The 21,386-nt window shown below is 51.1% G+C and carries 17 protein-coding genes; 13 read left to right on the forward strand and 4 right to left on the reverse strand.

The window, feature by feature from the left end:
- Nucleotides 1-4 precede the first annotated feature (4 nt).
- From pflB to ycaO, 3 genes are all read right to left on the reverse strand, one after another.
- Nucleotides 5-2,287: a formate C-acetyltransferase gene (gene pflB / locus OGV89_RS19990; RefSeq protein WP_003035753.1), complete on the reverse strand. Its 2,283-nt coding sequence runs from the start codon at nucleotides 2,285-2,287 to the stop codon at nucleotides 5-7.
- Nucleotides 2,288-2,346: 59 nt separating this feature from the next.
- Nucleotides 2,347-3,204, reverse strand: coding sequence for a formate transporter FocA (gene focA, locus OGV89_RS19995; RefSeq protein WP_003035756.1), 858 nt, complete (start codon nucleotides 3,202-3,204; stop codon nucleotides 2,347-2,349).
- Between the two features lie 405 nt (nucleotides 3,205-3,609).
- Nucleotides 3,610-5,370: a 30S ribosomal protein S12 methylthiotransferase accessory factor YcaO gene (ycaO, locus tag OGV89_RS20000; protein ID WP_016149860.1), complete on the reverse strand. Its 1,761-nt coding sequence runs from the start codon at nucleotides 5,368-5,370 to the stop codon at nucleotides 3,610-3,612.
- 136 nt (nucleotides 5,371-5,506) lie between these two features.
- Between ycaO and OGV89_RS20005 the strand changes: the two genes are divergently transcribed.
- The 13 genes from OGV89_RS20005 (at nucleotide 5,507) to OGV89_RS20065 (ending at nucleotide 20,478) form a co-directional block, all read left to right on the forward strand.
- Entirely contained in the window at nucleotides 5,507-6,199 is a 693-nt protein-coding gene (locus OGV89_RS20005; RefSeq protein WP_003847009.1) for a DUF421 domain-containing protein, read from the forward strand.
- A 212-nt stretch (nucleotides 6,200-6,411) separates the two neighbouring features.
- Nucleotides 6,412-7,500, forward strand: coding sequence for a 3-phosphoserine/phosphohydroxythreonine transaminase (serC, locus tag OGV89_RS20010; RefSeq protein WP_003847007.1), 1,089 nt, complete (start codon nucleotides 6,412-6,414; stop codon nucleotides 7,498-7,500).
- Nucleotides 7,501-7,569: 69 nt separating this feature from the next.
- Nucleotides 7,570-8,853 carry a 3-phosphoshikimate 1-carboxyvinyltransferase gene (gene aroA, locus OGV89_RS20015; RefSeq protein ID WP_003847004.1) on the forward strand — a complete coding sequence of 428 codons (1,284 nt, stop codon included), beginning with the start codon at nucleotides 7,570-7,572 and terminating at the stop codon, nucleotides 8,851-8,853.
- A 171-nt stretch (nucleotides 8,854-9,024) separates the two neighbouring features.
- The gene (gene cmk, locus OGV89_RS20020; protein ID WP_003035772.1) at nucleotides 9,025-9,708 is read left to right on the forward strand and encodes a (d)CMP kinase; all 684 of its coding nucleotides are present in this window, start codon (nucleotides 9,025-9,027) and stop codon (nucleotides 9,706-9,708) included.
- Between the two features lie 113 nt (nucleotides 9,709-9,821).
- Nucleotides 9,822-11,495: a 30S ribosomal protein S1 gene (gene rpsA / locus OGV89_RS20025; protein WP_003035776.1), complete on the forward strand. Its 1,674-nt coding sequence runs from the start codon at nucleotides 9,822-9,824 to the stop codon at nucleotides 11,493-11,495.
- A gap of 159 nt (nucleotides 11,496-11,654) precedes the next feature.
- Complete coding sequence (ihfB, locus tag OGV89_RS20030; protein WP_003035780.1) at nucleotides 11,655-11,939, forward strand: integration host factor subunit beta; 285 nt, start codon at nucleotides 11,655-11,657, stop codon at nucleotides 11,937-11,939.
- A 206-nt stretch (nucleotides 11,940-12,145) separates the two neighbouring features.
- On the forward strand, nucleotides 12,146-14,410 hold the full coding sequence (locus OGV89_RS20035) for a ComEC family protein (RefSeq protein ID WP_199998422.1): 2,265 nt from the start codon (nucleotides 12,146-12,148) through the stop codon (nucleotides 14,408-14,410).
- Nucleotides 14,411-14,446: 36 nt separating this feature from the next.
- Nucleotides 14,447-16,195, forward strand: coding sequence for a lipid A ABC transporter ATP-binding protein/permease MsbA (gene msbA / locus OGV89_RS20040; protein WP_003035784.1), 1,749 nt, complete (start codon nucleotides 14,447-14,449; stop codon nucleotides 16,193-16,195).
- Nucleotides 16,192-17,169 (forward strand): tetraacyldisaccharide 4'-kinase, encoded by a 978-nt coding sequence (gene lpxK / locus OGV89_RS20045; protein WP_200002960.1) that lies wholly within the window; start codon nucleotides 16,192-16,194, stop codon nucleotides 17,167-17,169. The genes msbA and lpxK overlap by 4 nt, the downstream gene beginning before the upstream one ends.
- Before the next feature lie 41 nt (nucleotides 17,170-17,210).
- Nucleotides 17,211-18,443, forward strand: coding sequence for a winged helix-turn-helix domain-containing protein (locus OGV89_RS20050; protein ID WP_003846998.1), 1,233 nt, complete (start codon nucleotides 17,211-17,213; stop codon nucleotides 18,441-18,443).
- A 51-nt stretch (nucleotides 18,444-18,494) separates the two neighbouring features.
- Nucleotides 18,495-18,677, forward strand: a complete 183-nt coding sequence (ycaR, locus tag OGV89_RS20055; RefSeq protein ID WP_003035793.1) for a protein YcaR — start codon at nucleotides 18,495-18,497, stop codon at nucleotides 18,675-18,677.
- Nucleotides 18,674-19,420: a 3-deoxy-manno-octulosonate cytidylyltransferase gene (kdsB, locus tag OGV89_RS20060; RefSeq protein ID WP_003035796.1), complete on the forward strand. Its 747-nt coding sequence runs from the start codon at nucleotides 18,674-18,676 to the stop codon at nucleotides 19,418-19,420. The genes ycaR and kdsB overlap by 4 nt, the downstream gene beginning before the upstream one ends.
- Nucleotides 19,421-19,584: 164 nt before the next feature.
- On the forward strand, nucleotides 19,585-20,478 hold the full coding sequence (locus OGV89_RS20065; protein ID WP_003846993.1) for a YcbJ family phosphotransferase: 894 nt from the start codon (nucleotides 19,585-19,587) through the stop codon (nucleotides 20,476-20,478).
- A 117-nt stretch (nucleotides 20,479-20,595) separates the two neighbouring features.
- Here OGV89_RS20065 and elyC read toward each other — a convergent pair whose 3' ends face one another.
- Complete coding sequence (elyC, locus tag OGV89_RS20070) at nucleotides 20,596-21,360, reverse strand: envelope biogenesis factor ElyC (protein ID WP_003846991.1); 765 nt, start codon at nucleotides 21,358-21,360, stop codon at nucleotides 20,596-20,598.
- Nucleotides 21,361-21,386 lie beyond the last annotated feature (26 nt).

Genomic DNA, 21,386 nt, shown 5'->3' on the forward strand with positions numbered 1-21,386 from the left:
CCAATTACATGGTCTGAGTGAAGGTACGAGTGATAACGTCCTGCTGCTGTTCTTTAGTCAGGGAGTTAAAACGTACTGCGTAGCCAGAAACGCGGATGGTCAGCTGCGGATATTTTTCCGGATGTTCCATCGCATCCAGCAGCATTTCACGGTTCATGACGTTCACGTTCAGGTGCTGACCACCTTCGATGGACGCTTCGTGGTGGAAGTAACCATCCATCAGACCCGCCAGGTTGGTCTTACGAACTTCGTCGTCTTTACCCAGAGCGTTCGGAACGATAGAGAAGGTGTAAGAGATACCATCTTTAGCGTAAGCAAACGGCAGTTTAGCAACGGAGGTCAGAGAGGCAACAGCACCTTTCTGGTCACGGCCGTGCATTGGGTTAGCACCCGGTCCGAACGGCGCGCCAGCACGACGACCATCTGGGGTGTTACCAGTTTTCTTACCATAAACCACGTTAGAGGTGATGGTCAGAACAGACTGAGTCGGGATAGCGTTACGATAAGTAGTCAGTTTCTGAATTTTCTTCATGAAACGTTCTACCAGGTCAACCGCCATGTCATCAACGCGAGAGTCGTTGTTACCAAACTGCGGGTATTCGCCTTCGATTTCGAAGTCGATAGCCAGACCGTCTTCGTCACGAATCGGTTTAACTTTCGCATATTTGATTGCAGACAGGGAGTCAGCAGCAACGGACAGACCAGCGATACCACACGCCATGGTGCGGATAACGTCACGGTCGTGCAGCGCCATCAGAGAGGCTTCGTAGCTGTACTTGTCGTGCATGTAGTGAATAACGTTCAGTGCAGTGACGTACTGTTTAGCCAGCCAATCCATGAAGTGATCCATGCGGTCCATAACTTCGTCGAAGTTCAGAACGTCGCCTTTGATCGGTTCAGATTTAGGACCAACCTGCATTTTCAGTTTTTCATCAACGCCACCGTTGATTGCGTACAGCATGGTTTTCGCCAGGTTTGCACGCGCACCGAAGAACTGCATTTGTTTACCAACAACCATCGGGCTTACGCAGCAAGCGATAGCGTAGTCGTCGTTGTTGAAGTCCGGACGCATCAGGTCATCGTTCTCGTACTGCAGAGAAGAGGTGTCGATGGACACTTTAGCGGCGAATTTCTTGAAGTTCAGAGGCAGTTTTTCAGACCACAGAACGGTGATGTTCGGCTCCGGAGAAGGACCCATGGTGTACAGGGTGTTCAGGAAGCGGAAGCTGTTTTTGGTAACCAGAGTACGGCCATCAACGCCCATACCACCGATTGATTCAGTTGCCCAAATCGGGTCACCGGAGAACAGTTCATCATATTCAGGAGTACGCAGGAAGCGAACCATACGCAGTTTCATGACCAGGTGGTCGATCATTTCCTGTGCGTCTTGCTCGGTGATTTTGCCTGCTTTCAGGTCACGTTCGATGTAAGCATCCAGGAAGGTGGATACGCGACCGAAGGACATTGCTGCACCGTTCTGAGATTTAACAGCGGCCAGGTAGCCGAAGTAAGTCCACTGGATAGCTTCCTGAGCATTGGTAGCCGGACCAGAGATATCGCAGCCATATTTAGCAGCCATTTCTTTGATCTGACCCAGAGCGCGGTGCTGTTCAGCAATTTCTTCACGCAGACGGATAGTTGCTTCCAGGTTTACGCCGTTTTCCAGATCGGACTGCAGAGAGACGAACTGAGCGTATTTGTCTTTCATCAGGTAGTCGATACCGTACAGCGCAACGCGACGGTAGTCACCGATGATACGGCCACGGCCATACGCATCTGGCAGACCAGTCAGAACACCGGATTTACGGCAGTTCAGAATGTCTTTGGTGTAAACATCGAATACGCCCTGGTTGTGGGTTTTGCGGTATTCGGTGAAGATTTTTTTCAGCATCGGGTCCAGTTCGCGATTGTACGCTTTGCAGGAACCTTCAACCATTTTGATGCCGCCAAACGGAATGATCGCACGTTTCAGCGGAGCTTCAGTCTGCAGACCAACAATCTTCTCGAGCGCTTTGTTGATGTAGCCAGCGTCGTGAGAAGTGATGGTAGAAGCAACGGAGGTGTCAAAGTCAACAGGCGCGTGAGTGCGGTTTTCCTGTTTAACGCCTTCCATCACGCTGTCCCACAGTGCAGTGGTCGCATCAGTTGCGCCAGCCAGGAAGGACTCGTCACCCTCATATGGAGTGTAGTTTTTCTGAATGAAGTCACGTACGTTTACTTCATTCTGCCAGTCACCTTTGGTAAAACCTTCCCAGGCTGTGGCTAACTTTTCATTAAGCTCGGACATGTAACACCTACCTTCTTAAGTGGATTTTTTATTTACTGCGTGTAATGGGCATCATCAGATTAATGATGATCGTTACCACGCAGATAAATGACCCAGTATGTCAACCCGACCAACAAACCGCCGCCGATAATGTTACCGATCGTAACCGGAATCAGGTTATCGGTGATGAAATTCATCACGGTCAGGTGAGAAAAATTCTCCGGAGAAGACCCAACTGCGGTCCAGAATTCCGGGGTGGCGAAATCGCGTATTACAATACCCATAGGGATCATAAACATGTTTGCGATACTGTGCTCAAAACCGCTGGCAACAAACATTGCGACCGGTAATACCATGATAAACGCTTTGTCCATCAGGCTGCGGCCCGAGTAGCTCATCCATACGGCCAGACACACCATCAGGTTAGCCAGGATGCCAAGACTTACCGCCTCAACAAAAGTATGGTGCACTTTGTGGTCGGCTGTTTGTAGGACGTTGAGCCCCCACGCGCCGTTGGCGGTCATGTATTCGCCGGAAAGCCACATCAATAGCACGAAGAGCAAGCAACCCACCAGGTTACCGACATAAACGTTAAGCCAGTTTTTAGCCAATTGGCCCCAGGTAATACGACCACTGGCTTTTGCTACGACAATCAATACGGTCGAGGTGAAGAGGTCTGCGCCGCAGACAACACAAAGAATCAGCCCCAGGGAAAAGCAGATACCACCTACTAATTTTGCCATGCCGAAAGGCATAGTTCCGGTACCGGTTGTGGCGGTGATATAGAAAACAAAGGCAATTGAAATGAATACACCGGCAGTAATTGCCAGATAGAACGTCTTAAGCGGATGTTTCGTTGCTTTATAGACGCCTGCTTCTTCGGCAACTTTGGCCATTGCAGCAGGTAGAATAAGATCAAAAGGGTTGTCAGCTTTCACACTAACTCTCTCTTTATTAAGTCGGCGACGAGATACTAACAAAGCATTATAGATGAGAATTTGATATAGATCATATCTCGCCTGGCTTATAGGCCCGCAAGACGCATGGTTTTTATGCGATTACGGAGTAACTTGTTGATTATCCATATAAAAATAAATTTTAAAAATTATAAAGTGAGTTGAATTTTTTCTTTTTGTCTCCTGTCAGACGGTTAATTAAAATGGAGTAATTGAGATAAAAAACCACATTAATATGCTAATTTTTTTAATATCAACTACTAATATTTAACCTTGTTTTTACATTTATTTTCCGATTTGACCAAAATAAAAAAACAGGGCGCTTAAAGCGCCCCGTAATATATCCCAGACAATACTTTTAGCCTACTTAGCGCAGGCTGACTGTCATTATTTTGACCAATGTGCCGCTTTCGCGCGCTGCAGTTTTTCATAGGCTTTCAGCAGAGACTGATGCGCCGGGAAAGCTTGCAGATCGTTATCAACGGTTTGCAACCCGTAGAATGGCGCTTCGCCACTCAATGCCGCACTTGCCGCTTCAACCGCCTCTGCGCCGTACATGCGGACAAATGCGTTCAGATATTGCAGCGGCTGACGGTCCTCTTCCTGAGACAGCAGCAACAATGTTTGCAGGCAGCGATAGTAGTTTGCACGTTCCGCGCTAAAGACGGAGGCGTTAAATTCCATCGTCCATTCTGTCCACACCAGCGCCTGCTCCAGATCGCCACCGGCCAGCGCCAGCATCACTTTAAGCTCGCCAATACGCAGGGTGTACCAACCGTTATCTGCACCGGTCGCCAGACCGAGTAGCTCGCGTACGCGGGTGAAGTCGTCAAAGCCTTCTTCATCCAGTTGTTCGATCAGATTGAGATAGTCTTCTTTATCCCATTCGCTGCCCGGCAGAGAGAGAATGGTGTCACGCAGATGGGCGCCCATAGCGTTGTTAGCTAACCACAGATCTTCTGCCGGATAGATGTCAGACATTCCCGGCACAATAATGCGGCACGCGTAAACGCTCAGGTGCTCATAGTCAGCGATATACACTTCTTTATCTTCAGCATTGAAGATGGCCATCAGAGTGGCGAACTCTTCTTCCGTGGTGCCAGAGAAATTCCAGTCAACGAACGGATAGTCGGCATCCTGCTTGAACAGATCCCATGAGATCAAACCGCTGGAATCGATGAAGTGAGTTTCAAGGTTGGTATGTTCTGCCACTTCCTCATCGTCGAAGGTCGGTGGGGTGAAGACATCAAGATCCTTCAGACCACGACCCTGCAGCAGTTCAGTGACGGTACGCTCCAGCGCCACGCCGAAATCCGGGTGTGCGCCGAAGGAAGCGAAGCAGGTACCGTTGGTCGGGTTGAACAGGACAACACAAATCACCGGATACTTACCGCCCAGCGAGCCATCATAGGCAAAAATTGGGAAACCTTCAGCTTCCAGTGTGGCGATGGACTCCACCACTGCCGGATAGCGCGCCATGACTTCGGCCGGGATTTCCGGCAGGCTGATGCTTTCCGCAATAATGCGGTTCTTCACATGACGCTCAAAGACTTCAGACAGGCCCTGAACGCGCGCTTCGTTAGGCGTGTTACCCGCGGACATGCCGTTAGAAACATACAGGTTGCCGATAATATTCATCGGAATATAGACAGTCTGGTTATCCGACTGACGGGTAAACGGCAGGCCGCAGACGCCACGTTCTTCATTACCAGACTGCAGATCGATAAGCATGCTGCCAGTCAGTTCGTTATCTGGATCGTAAAACGCTCGCAGACGTGCATCCAGTAAACCTTCTGGTACATCGTCTTCTTCTGTCAGCGGGAACCATTTTTCGTTCGGATAATGCACGAACGGGCCATTGGCGATAGTTTCGCCCAACCAGAAATCCGCAAAGAAATAGTTAGTCGACAGACGCTCAAAATATTCGCCCAGCGCGGAAGCCAACGCCGCTTTTTTCGTCGCGCCTTTACCGTTGGTGAAGCACAGCGCGCATTCTTTGTCGCGAATATGTACAGACCAGACGTTAGGGACGGGATTCAACCACGAGGCTTCTTCAATTTGAAAACCGAGGTCGAGCAATTTTTGCTGGAAGCGAGCGATGGAGTCTTCCAGAGCGGCATCTTTGCCGGGGATAAATGTTTGCGTCATGAAAATCACTTTTGTCGTACGGAAAGCGCGCAATGATACGGGTTTTCAATGAACGGCGCTATCGCCGCCGGAGCTCAGGCGTAAATAAAAGCATTGGCTATGCTTTCTTACAACCAACCACGTTTAGAGCATATTAATGAAAGCTTTCGATTTGCACCGTATGGCGCTTGATAAGGTGCCCATGGATTTTCTGGGGGAAGTTGCGTTACGCAGCCTCTACACCTTTATATTGGTTTTTCTGTTTTTAAAAATCACCGGACGTCGCGGCGTACGCCAGATGTCGCTTTTTGAAGTGCTGATCATCCTTACGCTGGGTTCTGCAGCGGGAGACGTGGCATTCTATGACGATGTCCCGATGCTGCCAGTGCTGGTGGTTTTTATTACTCTTGCTGTGCTGTATCGGTTGGTGATGTGGCTGATGGCGCATAGTGAAAAAATGGAGGACCTGCTGGAGGGCAAACCCGTCGTGATCATTGAAGACGGCGAGCTGGCATGGTCAAAGCTCAATAGTGCCAATATGACGGAATTTGAATTCTTTATGGAACTGCGTTTGAACGGCGTGGAGCAATTGGGACAGGTAAAACTGGCTATTCTGGAGACGAATGGACAAATCAGCGTCTACTTCTTTGCCGATGAAGACGTAAAGCCGGGGCTCAGTATTTTACCTAAGCACTGTACGCAACGATTTAAAGTAATGCCTGAAGCAGGAGACTATGCCTGTATACGTTGTAGCGAAGTGGTGCAAATGAACGCCGGAGATCATCAATTATGTCCACGCTGTGCAAATCCAGAATGGTCGAAGGCCAGTCGGGCAAAACGGGTTACCTGACAGCAAAAATCTCGGTTTTTACCCGTCAATCCGATAGATTCTGTTGTGTGACCAATGACACATTTTTACCCTGGTCAGTTTTACCCATTGCGGCGCGTGTCACTGAATGATAAAACCGATATCCACAGGAATAACTTATACCAATGTCTGTCACCGGATTATCGTCAATGACAGGATGTTGATTGGACAACAACACAACGTGGTGAGGGGAAATGGCTCAGGTCTTTAATTTTAGTTCAGGTCCGGCAATGCTACCGGCAGAAGTACTTAAACTGGCTCAACAGGATCTTCGCGACTGGAACGGTCTTGGCACGTCGGTGATGGAAATTAGCCACCGTGGCAAAGAATTCATCCAGGTCGCCGAGGAAGCGGAGCAGGATTTTCGTGATCTTCTTAGCATCCCCTCCAACTATAAAGTGTTGTTCTGCCATGGCGGTGGTCGTGGGCAGTTCGCGGGTATCCCGTTAAATATTCTGGGGGATAAAACCACCGCGGATTACGTCGATGCCGGTTATTGGGCCGCCAGTGCAATTAAAGAAGCGAAAAAATACTGCACACCAAACGTTATTGATGCCAAAGTCACCGTGGACGGCCTGCGTGCTGTTAAGCCGATGAGTGAATGGCAGCTTTCTGATAACGCGGCGTACCTGCACTATTGTCCGAACGAAACTATCGATGGCATTGCGATCGATGAAACGCCGAATTTTGCCAGCAACGTTGTGGTCACGGCGGATCTGTCCTCTACCATTCTTTCCGCACCGCTTGACGTTAGCCGTTATGGCGTAATTTATGCCGGTGCACAGAAAAACATCGGCCCGGCCGGCCTGACGATTGTCATCGTCCGTGAAGATTTGCTGGGTAAAGCTCATGTATCATGCCCGTCAATCCTCGACTATACCGTGCTGAATGACAACGATTCCATGTTCAATACGCCGCCAACCTTTGCCTGGTATCTGTCTGGCCTGGTCTTTAAATGGCTGAAAAAGCAGGGCGGTGTTAATGCAATGGATAAGATTAACCAGCAAAAAGCGGAACTGCTGTACGGCGTAATTGATAACAGCGATTTCTACCGTAACGATGTGGCGAAATCCAACCGTTCACGCATGAACGTACCGTTCCAGCTGGCTGACAGCGCACTGGATAAACTGTTCCTGGAAGAGTCTTTTGCTGCGGGCCTGCACGCGCTGAAAGGGCATCGTGTGGTCGGCGGTATGCGTGCGTCCATCTACAATGCAATGCCGCTTGAAGGTGTAAAAGCACTGACCGATTTCATGGTCGATTTTGAACGCCGTCGCGGCTAATCTGCTGTACTTTTCATCCCCACAGCCCGTCTGTGGGGTTTTTATGTCTGTTTTTGAGAGTCGAGTTTCATGGAATCCCTGACGTTACAACCCATTGCGCGGGTGGATGGCACAATCAATCTGCCTGGATCCAAAAGTGTTTCTAACCGCGCTTTGCTGCTGGCCGCATTATCCAATGGCACCACTGTCCTGACCAACCTGCTGGACAGCGATGATGTTCGCCATATGCTTAATGCTCTGAATGTGTTAGGGATTAGCTATACCCTTTCTGCTGATCGTACCCGCTGCGAGATTATTGGCAATGGTGGTGCATTACATGCGCAAGGCTCAGTGGAACTGTTCCTTGGTAATGCCGGAACCGCAATGCGCCCGCTGGCCGCAGCGCTATGTCTGGGCAGCAATGACATCGTGCTGACGGGCGAACCGCGCATGAAAGAGCGCCCGATTGGTCATCTGGTTGATGCGCTGCGCCAGGGCGGAGCCAAAATTGACTATCTGGAGCAGGAAAACTATCCACCTTTACGTCTGCGCGGTGGCTTTACCGGTGGCCAGGTTGAGGTAGACGGTAGCGTTTCCAGCCAGTTCCTCACTGCGCTGCTGATGACTGCGCCGCTTGCGCCGCAGGATACGACGATTGCAATTAAAGGTGACCTGGTATCCAAACCTTACATTGATATCACACTGAACCTGATGAAAACGTTTGGTGTTGAAATTGAAAATCAAAACTACCAGCGCTTTGTCGTGAAGGGGCAGCAGCAGTACCAGTCACCGGGTGCATACCTGGTTGAAGGCGATGCTTCTTCCGCTTCCTATTTCCTCGCGGCGGGTGCCATTAAAGGCGGTACGGTAAAAGTTACCGGGATTGGCCGTAACAGCATGCAGGGTGATATTCGTTTTGCCGATGTACTGGAAAAAATGGGTGCTACCATTACATGGGGCGACGATTTTATTGCCTGTACTCGCGGCGAGTTGAACGCAGTGGATATGGATATGAACCATATTCCTGATGCGGCGATGACCATTGCAACGGCGGCGCTGTTTGCGAAAGGCACCACAACATTACGTAATATCTACAACTGGCGCGTCAAAGAGACCGATCGTCTGTTCGCGATGGCGACGGAGTTACGCAAAGTGGGCGCGGAAGTGGAAGAGGGGCATGACTTTATCCGCATCACCCCGCCTGCAACATTGCAATTTGCGGACATCGCGACCTATAACGATCACCGCATGGCGATGTGTTTCTCGCTGGTGGCGCTGTCTAACACGCCTGTGACCATTCTTGATCCAAAATGTACCGCCAAAACTTTCCCGGATTATTTCGAACAGCTGGCGCGTATTAGTACTCCTGCCTGATTTCATTGCCGCACTTTCGGGTGCGGCACATTCTGACATCTCCGATTGCCTATTTATTCTACACTCAGCTTCAATGATTCTGCATTTTTCACACAAAGATAACGATCATTAGCGTTGGCGCGTATAATGCGCGGCGTTCACGTTAATGTACGCCCGTTTAAGGAGAAAAAGATGACGGCAATTGCCCCGGTTATTACCATTGATGGCCCAAGCGGTGCAGGAAAAGGCACCTTGTGCAAGGCAATGGCGGAAGCATTGCAGTGGCATCTGTTAGATTCAGGCGCGATCTACCGCGTACTGGCGCTCGCAGCGTTACATCACCATGTTGATGTCACTTCTGAAGATGCTCTGGTACCGCTTGCCTCACACCTGGATGTGCGTTTTATCTCAACAGACGGCAACCTTGAAGTCATTCTTGAAGGTGAGGATGTCAGCGGTGAAATCCGTACCCAGGAAGTGGCGAATGCCGCCTCTCAGGTCGCGGCGTTTCCTCGCGTGCGTGAAGCGCTTTTACGTCGTCAACGCGCATTTCGCGAAACCCCAGGTCTGATTGCTGATGGACGTGATATGGGGACCGTGGTGTTCCCGGATGCGCCGGTGAAAATTTTTCTGGACGCCTCCTCGCAAGAACGTGCGCATAGACGTATGCTACAGTTGCAGGAGAAGGGCTTTAGTGTTAACTTTGAACGCCTTTTGGCCGAGATCGAAGAACGCGATTATCGCGATCGTAACCGTGCTGTAGCGCCGCTGGTTCCTGCTGCTGATGCTTTAGTTTTGGATTCAACCCGATTAAGCATTGAGCAAGTGATTGAAAAAGCGTTACAATACGCGCGCCAAAAACTGGCTCTCGCTTAAGTGCGACCGAATTTGCAGTACCCCCGTTGCAATGGATTGACAGCGGGTATGTTAAACAACCCCATCCGGCATGGAGCCAGGTGGACGTTAAATATGAAACCTGAAGATTAAACATGACTGAATCTTTTGCTCAACTGTTTGAAGAATCCTTAAAAGAAATCGAAACCCGTCCGGGTTCCATCGTTCGTGGTGTTGTTGTTGCTATCGACAAAGACGTAGTACTGGTTGACGCTGGTCTGAAATCTGAGTCCGCCATTCCGGCAGAGCAGTTCAAAAACGCCCAGGGCGAGCTGGAAATCCAGGTTGGTGACGAAGTTGACGTTGCTCTGGATGCAGTAGAAGACGGCTTCGGTGAAACCCTGCTGTCCCGTGAAAAAGCTAAACGTCACGAAGCTTGGATCACGCTGGAAAAAGCTTACGAAGAAGCTGCAACCGTTACTGGTGTTATCAATGGCAAAGTCAAGGGTGGCTTCACTGTTGAGCTGAATGGTATTCGCGCGTTCCTGCCGGGTTCCCTGGTAGACGTTCGTCCGGTCCGCGACACGCTGCACCTGGAAGGCAAAGAGCTTGAATTCAAAGTAATCAAGCTGGATCAGAAGCGTAACAACGTTGTTGTTTCCCGTCGTGCCGTTATCGAATCCGAAAACAGCGCAGAACGCGATCAGCTGCTGGAAAACCTGCAGGAAGGCATGGAAGTTAAAGGTATCGTTAAGAACCTCACTGACTACGGTGCATTCGTTGATCTGGGTGGCGTTGACGGCCTGCTGCACATCACCGACATGGCATGGAAACGCGTTAAGCATCCGAGCGAAATCGTAAACGTTGGCGACGAAATCACTGTTAAAGTGCTGAAGTTCGACCGCGAGCGTACTCGTGTATCTCTGGGCCTGAAACAGCTGGGCGAAGATCCATGGGTAGCTATCGCTAAGCGTTATCCAGAAGGTACCAAACTGACTGGTCGCGTGACCAACCTGACCGACTACGGCTGCTTCGTTGAAATCGAAGAAGGCGTTGAAGGCCTGGTTCACGTTTCCGAAATGGATTGGACCAACAAAAACATCCACCCGTCCAAAGTTGTTAACGTTGGCGACGTAGTGGAAGTTATGGTTCTGGATATCGACGAAGAACGTCGTCGTATCTCCCTGGGTCTGAAGCAGTGCAAAAACAACCCATGGCAGCAGTTCGCGGAAACCCACAACAAGGGCGACCGTGTTGAAGGTAAAATCAAGTCTATCACTGACTTCGGTATCTTCATCGGCCTGGACGGCGGCATCGACGGCCTGGTTCACCTGTCTGACATCTCCTGGAACGTTGCAGGCGAAGAAGCAGTTCGTGAATACAAAAAAGGCGACGAAATCGCAGCAGTTGTTCTGCAGGTTGACGCAGAGCGTGAGCGTATCTCTCTGGGCGTTAAACAGCTCGCAGAAGATCCGTTCAACAACTGGGTTGCACTGAACAAGAAAGGCGCAATCGTAAACGGTAAAGTCACTGCAGTTGACGCTAAAGGCGCAACCGTAGAACTGGCTGACGGCGTTGAAGGTTACCTGCGCGCTTCTGAAGCTTCACGTGACCGCGTTGAAGATGCAACTCTGGTTCTGAGCGTAGGCGACGACGTTGAAGCTAAATTCACCGGCGTTGATCGTAAGAACCGTGCAATCAGCCTGTCTGTTCGTGCTAAAGACGAAGCTGATGAGAAAGATGCAATCGCAACTGTTAACAAACAGGAAGATGCTAACTTCTCTAACAACGCAATGGCTGAAGCTTTCAAAGCAGCTAAAGGCGAGTAATATCGAGTGCTCTAAATCCTTTGTGCTGTTAACGGCACAAAGGATGACGAGTAGCTTGACAGATTACAGGATTCGTCCTGTAATCAATGACAAAGGGCGGCTACGGCCGCCCTTAATCAATGCAGCAGCTAATTATGCCTTTAAGGAACCGGAGGAATCATGACCAAGTCAGAATTGATTGAAAGACTTGCAACCCAGCAACCTCATATTCCCGCGAAAGCGGTTGAAGATGCAGTTAAAGAGATGCTGGAACATATGGCCTCGACTCTTGCGCAGGGCGAGCGTATTGAAATCCGCGGTTTCGGCAGCTTCTCTTTGCATTACCGCGCACCACGCACCGGACGTAATCCGAAGACCGGCGATAAAGTGGATCTGGAAGGGAAATACGTTCCGCACTTTAAACCAGGTAAAGAACTGCGCGACCGCGCCAATATTTACGGTTAAGTTTTTAGCGAGACTTAACGCCGAGAAAAGCACCCACATGGGTGCTTTTTTCATTTCTGTGCGCCTATCCTGGAATCCTCATCCCAGTTAATTTGTACGTTACAACCCCCACTAAATGTCTGCGGAACTCAGGTCGTATAACGATAAATTGATGCCAGACAATCGTCGAAGAGTACTGCACACTCCCTGTAACAGGGAGGTTATTGATGAAAATAACAACGGTGAGTACGTGTGCATTATTCGGCATTCTCCCACTCATGCTATTACCTACGCTGCCAGGCATGTTGTGTATCGGCATTGTATTTTGTCTGGCATGTCTGCTCTGTTTTCTCCCCCACAAATATATACGTTCCGCCGGACTAACCCTGCTGTTTTTTCTTTGGGGAATCCTGGCTGCGAAAGAGGCTCTGTGGGCCGGTAATACGCTGCCTGCGAAAACCCAGCAAGCAATTGTGCGGATAACCGGAACTGACAATATGACAACGCACTACGGCCAAATCACTCACCTTCAGGGGAAACGAATCTTTCCTGCACAAGGAATCGTCTTGTACGGACAGTATTTACCCGGTGATGTTTGTGCGGGTCAGACATGGGCGATGACGTTGAAAGTCCGCGCCGTACACGGTCAATTAAACGAAGGCGGATTTGATAGCCAGCGTTACGCATTGGCGCAGCATCAACCGTTGACGGGGCGATTCTTACAGGCTTCGGTTATCACACCACAATGCAGTTTGCGTTCGCGATTTCTCGACTCGTTGAAAACGGTACTCGCCGACTATCCCTGGCAGCAGGTCATACTGGGTCTGGGAATGGGTGAGCGCTTGTCCGTGTCACAAGAGGTGAAAACGATTATGCGTGATACCGGCACGGCTCATTTGATGGCTATCTCCGGGCTGCATATTGCGTTTGCTGCACTTCTGGCTGGCGGAATAATTCGCGCGGGACAATTTTTTTTGCCCGCCAGATGGATTTGTTGGCAGGTTCCATTAGTGGGTGGGATTGTCTGCGCCACATTATATGCCTGGCTGACGGGGCTGCAACCCCCGGCATTACGAACGGTTGTTGCGCTGCTAGTCTGGGGGGCGCTAAGACTTAGCAGCAGGCAGTGGAGCGGATGGTCGGTATGGATCTGCTGTCTGGCAGCCATTCTGGTGGTGGATCCTGTTGCCGTTCTTTCGCAAAGTCTATGGTTGTCTGCATCCGCCGTTGCGGCACTGCTGTTCTGGTACCAATGGGTACCGCTCCCGGACTGGCCGCTGTCGCGTGCTGGTCGTCAATTTCTGGCGCTGGCTCATCTGCAATTGGGTATTACGCTTCTGCTTCTTCCCGTACAAATCGCATTGTTTCACGGTTTTAGTCTGACCTCGTTTCCGGCTAATTTGTTTGCCGTCCCTTTGGTCACGTTTGTTTCCGTACCCTTGATATTAGCAGGCATGATCGTGCATTTAGCCGGACTGGTGATGATTGAATCGAATCTGTGGTATTTAGCGGATCGTTCTCTGGCGCTACTATTTTGGGGGCTCAGGAGCCTGCCTGAAGGGTGGATCAAGATTGATGCACGCTGGCAATGGCTCGCATTTTTACCCGGAATGATGATTATCGCATGGCGACTAAATATCTTGCGTACGCTACCGGTGGTCTGTTTCTCTGCGCTACTTTTGCTGAGTGGGCCGCTTTGGCGTGCACCGCGTACAGATGTGTGGCAAGTGCATATGCTGGATGTCGGGCAGGGGCTGGCGATGGTGATTGTGCGTAATGGAAAAGCGCTGCTTTACGATACCGGTCTGGCATGGCCTGAAGGTGATAGCGCGCAACAGCTGATTATTCCCTGGTTGCGTTGGCATAATCTGGAGCCGGAAGGGGTCATTTTAAGTCATGAACATATGGATCACCGAGGAGGGTTGCACTCCTTACAACAAGCCTGGCCATCACTATGGATAAGAAGTCCGCTAGGCTGGAAAGGACACCTCCCGTGTTTTCGCGGAGAACGTTGGCAATGGCAAGGGTTAACCTTCAGTGCGCACTGGCCTGTGCGTGGAAGTACAGGGCAGGGGAATAACCACTCCTGCGTGGTTAAAGTTGATGATGGGTATCAGAGTGTTCTGCTGACCGGCGATATTGAGTCTCCCGCTGAACAAAAAATGCTAAGTCACTACTGGCAGCATCTGCAGTCTACGGTGATGCAGGTTCCGCATCATGGCAGCAATACTTCATCATCATTGGCACTCATTCAGCGAGTTGACGGGCAGGCCGCATTAGCCTCTTCATCCCGTTACAACGCCTGGCGTCTGCCATCCTGGAAAGTGAAGCAACGTTATCGGAAACAAAATTATCAATGGCTGGATACACCACATCAGGGGCAGATTACGCTGGATTTTTACCAAAAAAACTGGCGAATACACAGCTTGCGGGATCAGATTTTACCTCGTTGGTATCATCAGTGGTTTGGCGTGTCGGAGGATAACGGGTAGAATATGCGGCTATTCTAACAAATGCTGGTTTTTTGAATGCATAACGATAAAGATCTCTCTACGTGGCAGACGTTTCGCCGACTATGGCCAACCATAGCGCCTTTTAAATCGGGTCTGATCGTGGCGGGTATAGCGTTAGTCCTTAACGCGGCCAGCGATACCTTCATGTTATCGCTCCTTAAACCATTACTGGATGATGGTTTTGGTAAAACGGATCGTTCGGTGCTGCTGTGGATGCCGCTGGTGGTCATTGGGCTGATGATAGTTCGTGGCTTAACCAGTTATGTCTCCAGCTACTGTATCTCATGGGTGTCAGGCAAAGTGGTCATGACCATGCGTCGCCGCCTGTTTGGTCATATGATGGGCATGCCAGTCTCCTTTTTTGATAAACAGTCTACAGGTACGCTGTTGTCACGTATTACCTATGATTCAGAGCAGGTCGCGTCATCGTCTTCCGGCGCGCTGATCACCGTGGTACGTGAAGGGGCCTCAATCATTGGCCTGTTTATCATGATGTTCTATTACAGCTGGCAGCTGTCACTGATCCTGATTGTACTGGCGCCAATTGTGTCAGTGGCGATCCGTGTGGTTTCCAAGCGCTTTCGTAGCATCAGTAAAAACATGCAAAACACTATGGGGCAGGTTACGACCAGTGCGGAGCAGATGCTGAAAGGCCACAAAGAAGTTCTGATTTTTGGTGGTCAGGAAGTCGAAACCAAGCGCTTTGATAAGGTCAGCAACAAGATGCGTTTGCAGGGTATGAAGATGGTTTCCGCTTCTTCTATCTCCGACCCTATCATCCAGTTGATTGCGTCTCTGGCTCTGGCCTTCGTGTTATATGCGGCCAGCTTCCCAAGCGTAATGGAAAACCTGACGGCAGGGACAATTACGGTTGTCTTCTCCTCAATGATCGCGCTGATGCGTCCGTTGAAATCGCTGACCAACGTCAACGCGCAGTTCCAGCGCGGTATGGCGGCATGCCAGACCTTATTTACGATTCTGGATAGCGAACAGGAGAAAGATGAAGGTAAACGTGTTATCGAGCGTGCTACCGGCGATCTCGAGTTCCGCAACGTGACTTTCACCTATCCGGGACGTGAAGTACCGGCTCTGCGTAACATCAACCTGAATATTCCCGCGGGTAAAACCGTTGCTCTGGTTGGCCGTTCGGGCTCAGGAAAATCCACCATCGCCAGCCTGATTACGCGCTTCTACGATATTGATGAAGGGCAGATTCTGATGGACGGACACGATCTGCGCGAATATACCCTGGCATCCCTGCGCGATCAGGTTGCGTTGGTTTCGCAGAATGTGCACTTGTTTAACGATACGGTTGCCAACAACATCGCCTACGCGCGTACCGATATGTACAGCCGTGAGCAGATCGAAAAAGCGGCACAGATGGCCTACGCCATGGATTTCATCAACAAGATGGATAATGGTCTGGATACGGTGATTGGTGAAAACGGCGTCCTGCTTTCCGGCGGACAACGTCAGCGTATCGCTATCGCCCGTGCCTTGTTGCGTGACAGCCCAATTCTGATCCTTGATGAAGCAACATCAGCTCTTGATACCGAATCTGAACGTGCGATTCAGTCTGCGCTGGATGAGCTACAGAAAAACCGTACTTCTCTGGTCATTGCTCACCGTCTTTCAACCATTGAACAAGCCGACGAAATCATCGTGGTGGAGGATGGTCTGATTGTCGAGCGCGGAACCCATAGCGACCTGATTGAGCAGCGCGGGGTCTATGCGCAATTACACAAAATGCAATTCGGTCAATGATCACACGTATCTGGTCTGGTGAATCGCCGCTGTGGCGATTGTTACTTCCACTCTCCTGGCTTTATGGCCTGGTGAGTGGCGGGATCCGCCTATGCTACAAGCTTGGGCTGAAACGCGCTTGGCGCGCGCCAGTACCGGTTGTGGTGGTCGGAAACCTTACAGCCGGCGGCAATGGCAAAACACCGGTGGTGATTTGGCTGGTTGAACAACTGCAGCAACGCGGGATTCGCGTGGGCGTGGTGTCGCGTGGTTACGGCGGGAAAGCGGCTGCTTACCCGTTGTTATTGACCGCAGAGACCACTACCGCAGAAGCGGGTGATGAACCTGTGCTGATCGCCCAACGTACCGGCGTGCCGGTAGCGGTATCCCCGGTAAGATCGGATGCGGTAAAAGCCATTTTGGCCCAACATGACGTGCAGATTATTGTGACCGACGATGGGCTACAGCACTATCGTCTGGCGCGAGATGTTGAAATCGTGGTTATTGACGGCGAACGTCGGTTTGGCAACGGCTGGTGGCTTCCCGCTGGTCCAATGCGGGAACGCGCAGGTCGCTTAAAATCGGTGGATGCGACTATTGTTAACGGTGGCGTTGCGCAACCAGGTGAAATCCCTATGCGACTTGAACCGGGGCTGGCCGTTAATTTACGTACAGGCGAACGCCGTGATGTAGCGCAATTGCCCAATATTGTCGCCATGGCGGGCATTGGTCACCCTCCGCGTTTTTTTGCCACGCTGAAAGCATGCGGTGCCAGCGTGCAAAAAAGCATTGCGCTGGCAGACCATCAGTCTCTGACCTACAGTGACGTCAGTGCGTTTGTAAACGCCGGGCAAACGCTGGTGATGACGGAAAAAGATGCGGTTAAGTGCCGGGCATTTGCCGATGAAAACTGGTGGTATTTACCTGTTGACGCACATTTGTCAGGCGATCGGCCTGACGTGTTGCTGGATAGCTTAATCTCGCTGACTCGCTAACTGATTCACGCTGCGGCAGCGAATCATTTATGAGGCCATAGATGTCGTTGCCGCACCTTTCTCTGACGGATGCCCGTCATCTTCACCTTGCCGCTCAAGGTCTGCTGAAAAAAACACGCCGTCGGGCAACCCCGGCAGATATTCTCGCGACTATTTCGCGCATGTCGTTACTGCAAATCGATACCATCAATATTGTGGCGCGAAGTCCTTACCTGGTGCTGTTTAGTCGTTTAGGCGATTATTCACCCCAATGGCTGGACGACTCGTTACAGCAGGGCGAACTGATGGAATACTGGGCGCACGAGGCCTGCTTTTTGCCGCGCAGCGATTTTATGCTGATACGTCACCGCATGCTGGCCCCGGAGAATATGGGCTGGAAGTATAAAGCGGCGTGGATGAAAGAACATGCTCATGAAATTGAGCAACTGCTCCAGCACATCCAGCATAACGGACCGGTACGATCTGCTGATTTTGAGCATCCACGCAAGGGGAGCAGCGGCTGGTGGGAATGGAAACCGCAAAAGCGTCATCTTGAAGGGCTGTTCACTGCCGGGAAAGTGATGGTGGTGGAACGGCGTAATTTCCAGCGCGTGTATGATTTAACCCATCGCGTCATGCCACACTGGGACGATGAACGCGACCCACTTTCACAGGAAGATGCTGAAAGCGTCATGCTGGATAACAGCGCCCGCAGTCTGGGGATTTTCCGCGAACAATGGCTGGCAGACTACTATCGCCTGAAGCGCCCGGCGCTAAAAAACTGGTGCAACGAACGGGCGGAACAGCAACAGATTATTCCTGTCGACGTTGAAGGGCTGGGAACGCTGTGGCTGCATAGCCACCTTCAGCCGCTACTCGAACAGGCGCTGGCGGGCAAATTAACGGCGACCCACAGCGCAGTGTTATCGCCTTTTGATCCGGTGGTTTGGGATCGTAAACGGGCAGAGCAGCTATTCGATTTTAGCTACCGGCTGGAGTGTTACACGCCAGCACCAAAACGTCAGTACGGTTATTTCGTCTTGCCGTTGCTGCACCGCGGGCAGTTGGTTGGGCGAATGGATGCCAAAATGCACCGTAAAACGGGCGTGCTGGACGTGATTTCGCTGTGGTTACAGGATGGGGTTAAGCCTGGGGTGACTTTGCAAAAAGGATTGTTTCAGGCGATTGACGATTTTGCCCGCTGGCAACTGGCAACACGCGTGACGCTGGGACGTTATCCTGAAGGTTTATTTGCTGATGCACGCCATGGTTGGGAAATAGACCCAGCCCATTAAGCGATTATGTTAATATTTACGGATTCACAATCCGGTCCATCTGGAGGAACTATGGATCATCGTCTGCTTGAAATCATTGCCTGCCCGGTATGCAATGGCAAACTCTGGTTTAACCAGGAAAAACAGGAACTGATTTGTAAACTGGATAACCTTGCTTTCCCACTGCGTGATGGCATTCCTGTGTTACTGGAAACCGAAGCCCGCGTTCTGACTGCTGATGAGAGTAAATCATGAGTTTTGTGGTCATTATTCCTGCGCGTTATGCGTCCACTCGTCTGCCGGGCAAGCCGCTACTGGATATCAACGGCAAGCCTATGATCGTGCATGTCCTGGAGCGTGCGCGTGAATCTGGCGCTGAACGTATCATCGTGGCCACCGATCACGAGGATGTTGCTCGCGCGGTAGAAGCGGTGGGGGGGGAAGTGTGCATGACCCGCGCCGATCACCAGTCTGGTACGGAGCGCCTGGCGGAAGTCGTCGAGAAATGTGGTTTTAGCGATGATACCGTTATTGTGAACGTACAGGGTGATGAGCCGATGATTCCGGCGGTCATTATTCGCCAGGTGGCTGAGAATCTGGCGCAACGTCAGGTCGGCATGGCGACTCTTGCGGCTCCGATTCACAGTGCGGAAGAGGCATTTAATCCGAATGCGGTAAAAGTCGTTTTGGACGCTGAAGGATATGCGCTCTATTTTTCACGCGCGACCATCCCATGGGATCGCGATCGTTTCGCCAAAAGTCTGGAAACGGTGGGGGACACCTTCCTGCGCCATCTGGGCATTTACGGCTATCGCGCCGGTTTTATTCGCCGCTATGTTAACTGGCAGCCTAGCCCGCTTGAGCATATCGAAATGCTGGAGCAGCTGCGAGTGCTGTGGTACGGCGAAAAAATTCACGTTGCCGTCGCAAAAGAAGTCCCGGGTACCGGCGTAGACACTACCGAAGATCTCGAGCGCGTTCGCGCTGAAATGCCTTAGTTTTTCTCACGGCACTCCCCCATATTGATGCGTATTTTTGGGAGGAGTGTCGTATCGTTGCGCTTTCCCTCAACTTTTCTTTTCATCAATTGATCTCATCCGGGTGACATCTGTCTGCCCGACGCTCATTATGAAAGCAGTAGCATTTATGAGGGCAATCTGAAATGGAACAGTTGCGTGCCGAACTCAGCCACCTGCTGGGCGAAAAACTCAGTCGTATAGAATGCGTGAATGAAAAAGTGGATACGGCCCTGTGGTCACTGTACGACAGCCAGGGAAATCCGATGCCGCTGATGGCGAGAAGTTTCACCACGCCAGGTATGGCGCAGCAACTGGCATGGAAAACCTCCATGTTAGCGCGCAGCGGTACGGTGCGTATGCCCGTCATTTACGGGGTCTTGACCCACGAAGAGCATCCCGGCCCCGATGTGTTACTGCTTGAGCGTTTACGGGGTGTGTCGGTGGAAGCGCCAGCCCGAACGCCCGAACGCTGGGAACATTTAAAAGATCAGATCGTAGAAGGTCTGCTGTCATGGCATCGGCAGGATAGCCGTGGCTGCGTGGGAATGGTGGATAACACGCAAGAGAATATCTGGCCATCCTGGTATCGCCAGCGTGTTGAGGTGCTGTGGACCACGTTAAATCAGTTCAATAATACTGGCTTGACGATGCAGGATAAGCGCATCCTGTTTCGTACCCGTGAGTGTTTACCCGCTTTATTTGAAGGATTCAATGATAACTGCGTACTAATCCACGGTAATTTCAGTTTACGTAGCATGCTCAAAGACGCCCGTAGCGATCAGCTACTGGCCATGGTGGGACCGGGGTTGATGCTGTGGGCGCCCAGAGAGTATGAATTGTTCCGTTTAATGGATAACGCGCTGGCGGAAAGCCTGCTTTGGCAATACCTGCAACGCGCGCCCGTGGCGGAGTCCTTCATCTGGCGGCGCTGGCTGTATGTGTTATGGGATGAGGTGGCGCAACTGGTCAATACCGGACGTTTTAATCGCACCAACTTTGACCTGGCAACGAAATCACTGCTGCCGTGGCTCGCCTGACTATCCCGTTACGGCATTGCCGGATGGCGGCGTGAGCGCCTTATCCGGCCTACAATTCTGCGCTGAACGCCTGGGGCTGATAAGCCGCGTTAGCGTCGCCGTCAGGCAATATTTCTGTCAGTGCTCCGATCCCTTTAACCACTGCCAGATGCGACCCAATGTTTCGTAACCAACACGATCGCTATGCATCAACCAGACGGGAGAGGGGATCGCGCGCTCCCACGGATTTAGCGGTGAATCAATTGCTAACTGATTAGCCGGCGCGGGCAACGGTTGTAGCCCAGCCTGTTGGAAGAAAATCATTGCTCGTGGTAAGTGCGATGCGGAGGTCACCAGCAGGAACGGCGCGCTGCCGATGGCCTGCTTAACTGCTGCGGCTTCTTCTTCAGTATCTTTAGGTTTATCCAGCGTGATGATATCACCGGGTGGCACACCCAGTGACTGCGCTACGCGGGCTCCCGCTTCTGCAGTACTGACGTTATTGCTCTTTGCCGCAGCACCGGTAAAGATAAGCTTCGATCCCGGATTAGCACGCCAGAGGCGAATACCTTCATTCAGACGCGGAAGACTGTTGCTGATTAGGTTTGAACTTGGTGCCCACTGAGGATTCCAGGTATACCCTCCGCCCAGCACCACAATGTATTCCACTTTTTGTGTATCCTGCCAGGTTGGATAGCTGTCCTCAATCGGTTTCAGTAGGCTATCAGCGACGGGTTGCAAGCTAAGAAGTAACAGCGCCAGCCAACTCAGGCTAATGCACACTTTCCCTGTTTTTTGAAAGCGACTAAACCAGAGCAGCACCAGGCCTGTACCCATGATAATGAGCATTAGCGGAAGTGGCAGCATCATACCGCCAATCACTTTCTTCAGCGTAAAAAGCATCCTTTTTGGTTCCTTTTTTAACCATA

This window comes from Citrobacter sp. Cf125, from assembly GCF_030333935.1.
Classification (GTDB): domain Bacteria; phylum Pseudomonadota; class Gammaproteobacteria; order Enterobacterales; family Enterobacteriaceae; genus Citrobacter; species Citrobacter freundii.

Bases quoted from the DNA above. Each gene is read 5' to 3' on its own strand.
- aroA (WP_003847004.1), top strand. From the start codon at position 7,570: ATGGAATCCCTGACGTTACAACCCATTGCGCGGGTGGATGGCACAATC.
- ihfB (WP_003035780.1), top strand. From the start codon at position 11,655: ATGACCAAGTCAGAATTGATTGAAAGACTTGCAACCCAGCAACCTCAT.
- cmk (WP_003035772.1), top strand. From the start codon at position 9,025: ATGACGGCAATTGCCCCGGTTATTACCATTGATGGCCCAAGCGGTGCA.
- rpsA (WP_003035776.1), top strand. From the start codon at position 9,822: ATGACTGAATCTTTTGCTCAACTGTTTGAAGAATCCTTAAAAGAAATC.
- OGV89_RS20050 (WP_003846998.1), top strand. From the start codon at position 17,211: ATGTCGTTGCCGCACCTTTCTCTGACGGATGCCCGTCATCTTCACCTT.
- pflB (WP_003035753.1), bottom strand. From the start codon at position 2,287: ATGTCCGAGCTTAATGAAAAGTTAGCCACAGCCTGGGAAGGTTTTACC.
- OGV89_RS20035 (WP_199998422.1), top strand. From the start codon at position 12,146: ATGAAAATAACAACGGTGAGTACGTGTGCATTATTCGGCATTCTCCCA.
- serC (WP_003847007.1), top strand. From the start codon at position 6,412: ATGGCTCAGGTCTTTAATTTTAGTTCAGGTCCGGCAATGCTACCGGCA.
- OGV89_RS20005 (WP_003847009.1), top strand. From the start codon at position 5,507: ATGAAAGCTTTCGATTTGCACCGTATGGCGCTTGATAAGGTGCCCATG.
- ycaO (WP_016149860.1), bottom strand. From the start codon at position 5,370: ATGACGCAAACATTTATCCCCGGCAAAGATGCCGCTCTGGAAGACTCC.
- msbA (WP_003035784.1), top strand. From the start codon at position 14,447: ATGCATAACGATAAAGATCTCTCTACGTGGCAGACGTTTCGCCGACTA.
- ycaR (WP_003035793.1), top strand. From the start codon at position 18,495: ATGGATCATCGTCTGCTTGAAATCATTGCCTGCCCGGTATGCAATGGC.
- OGV89_RS20065 (WP_003846993.1), top strand. From the start codon at position 19,585: ATGGAACAGTTGCGTGCCGAACTCAGCCACCTGCTGGGCGAAAAACTC.
- kdsB (WP_003035796.1), top strand. From the start codon at position 18,674: ATGAGTTTTGTGGTCATTATTCCTGCGCGTTATGCGTCCACTCGTCTG.
- lpxK (WP_200002960.1), top strand. From the start codon at position 16,192: ATGATCACACGTATCTGGTCTGGTGAATCGCCGCTGTGGCGATTGTTA.
- elyC (WP_003846991.1), bottom strand. From the start codon at position 21,360: ATGCTTTTTACGCTGAAGAAAGTGATTGGCGGTATGATGCTGCCACTT.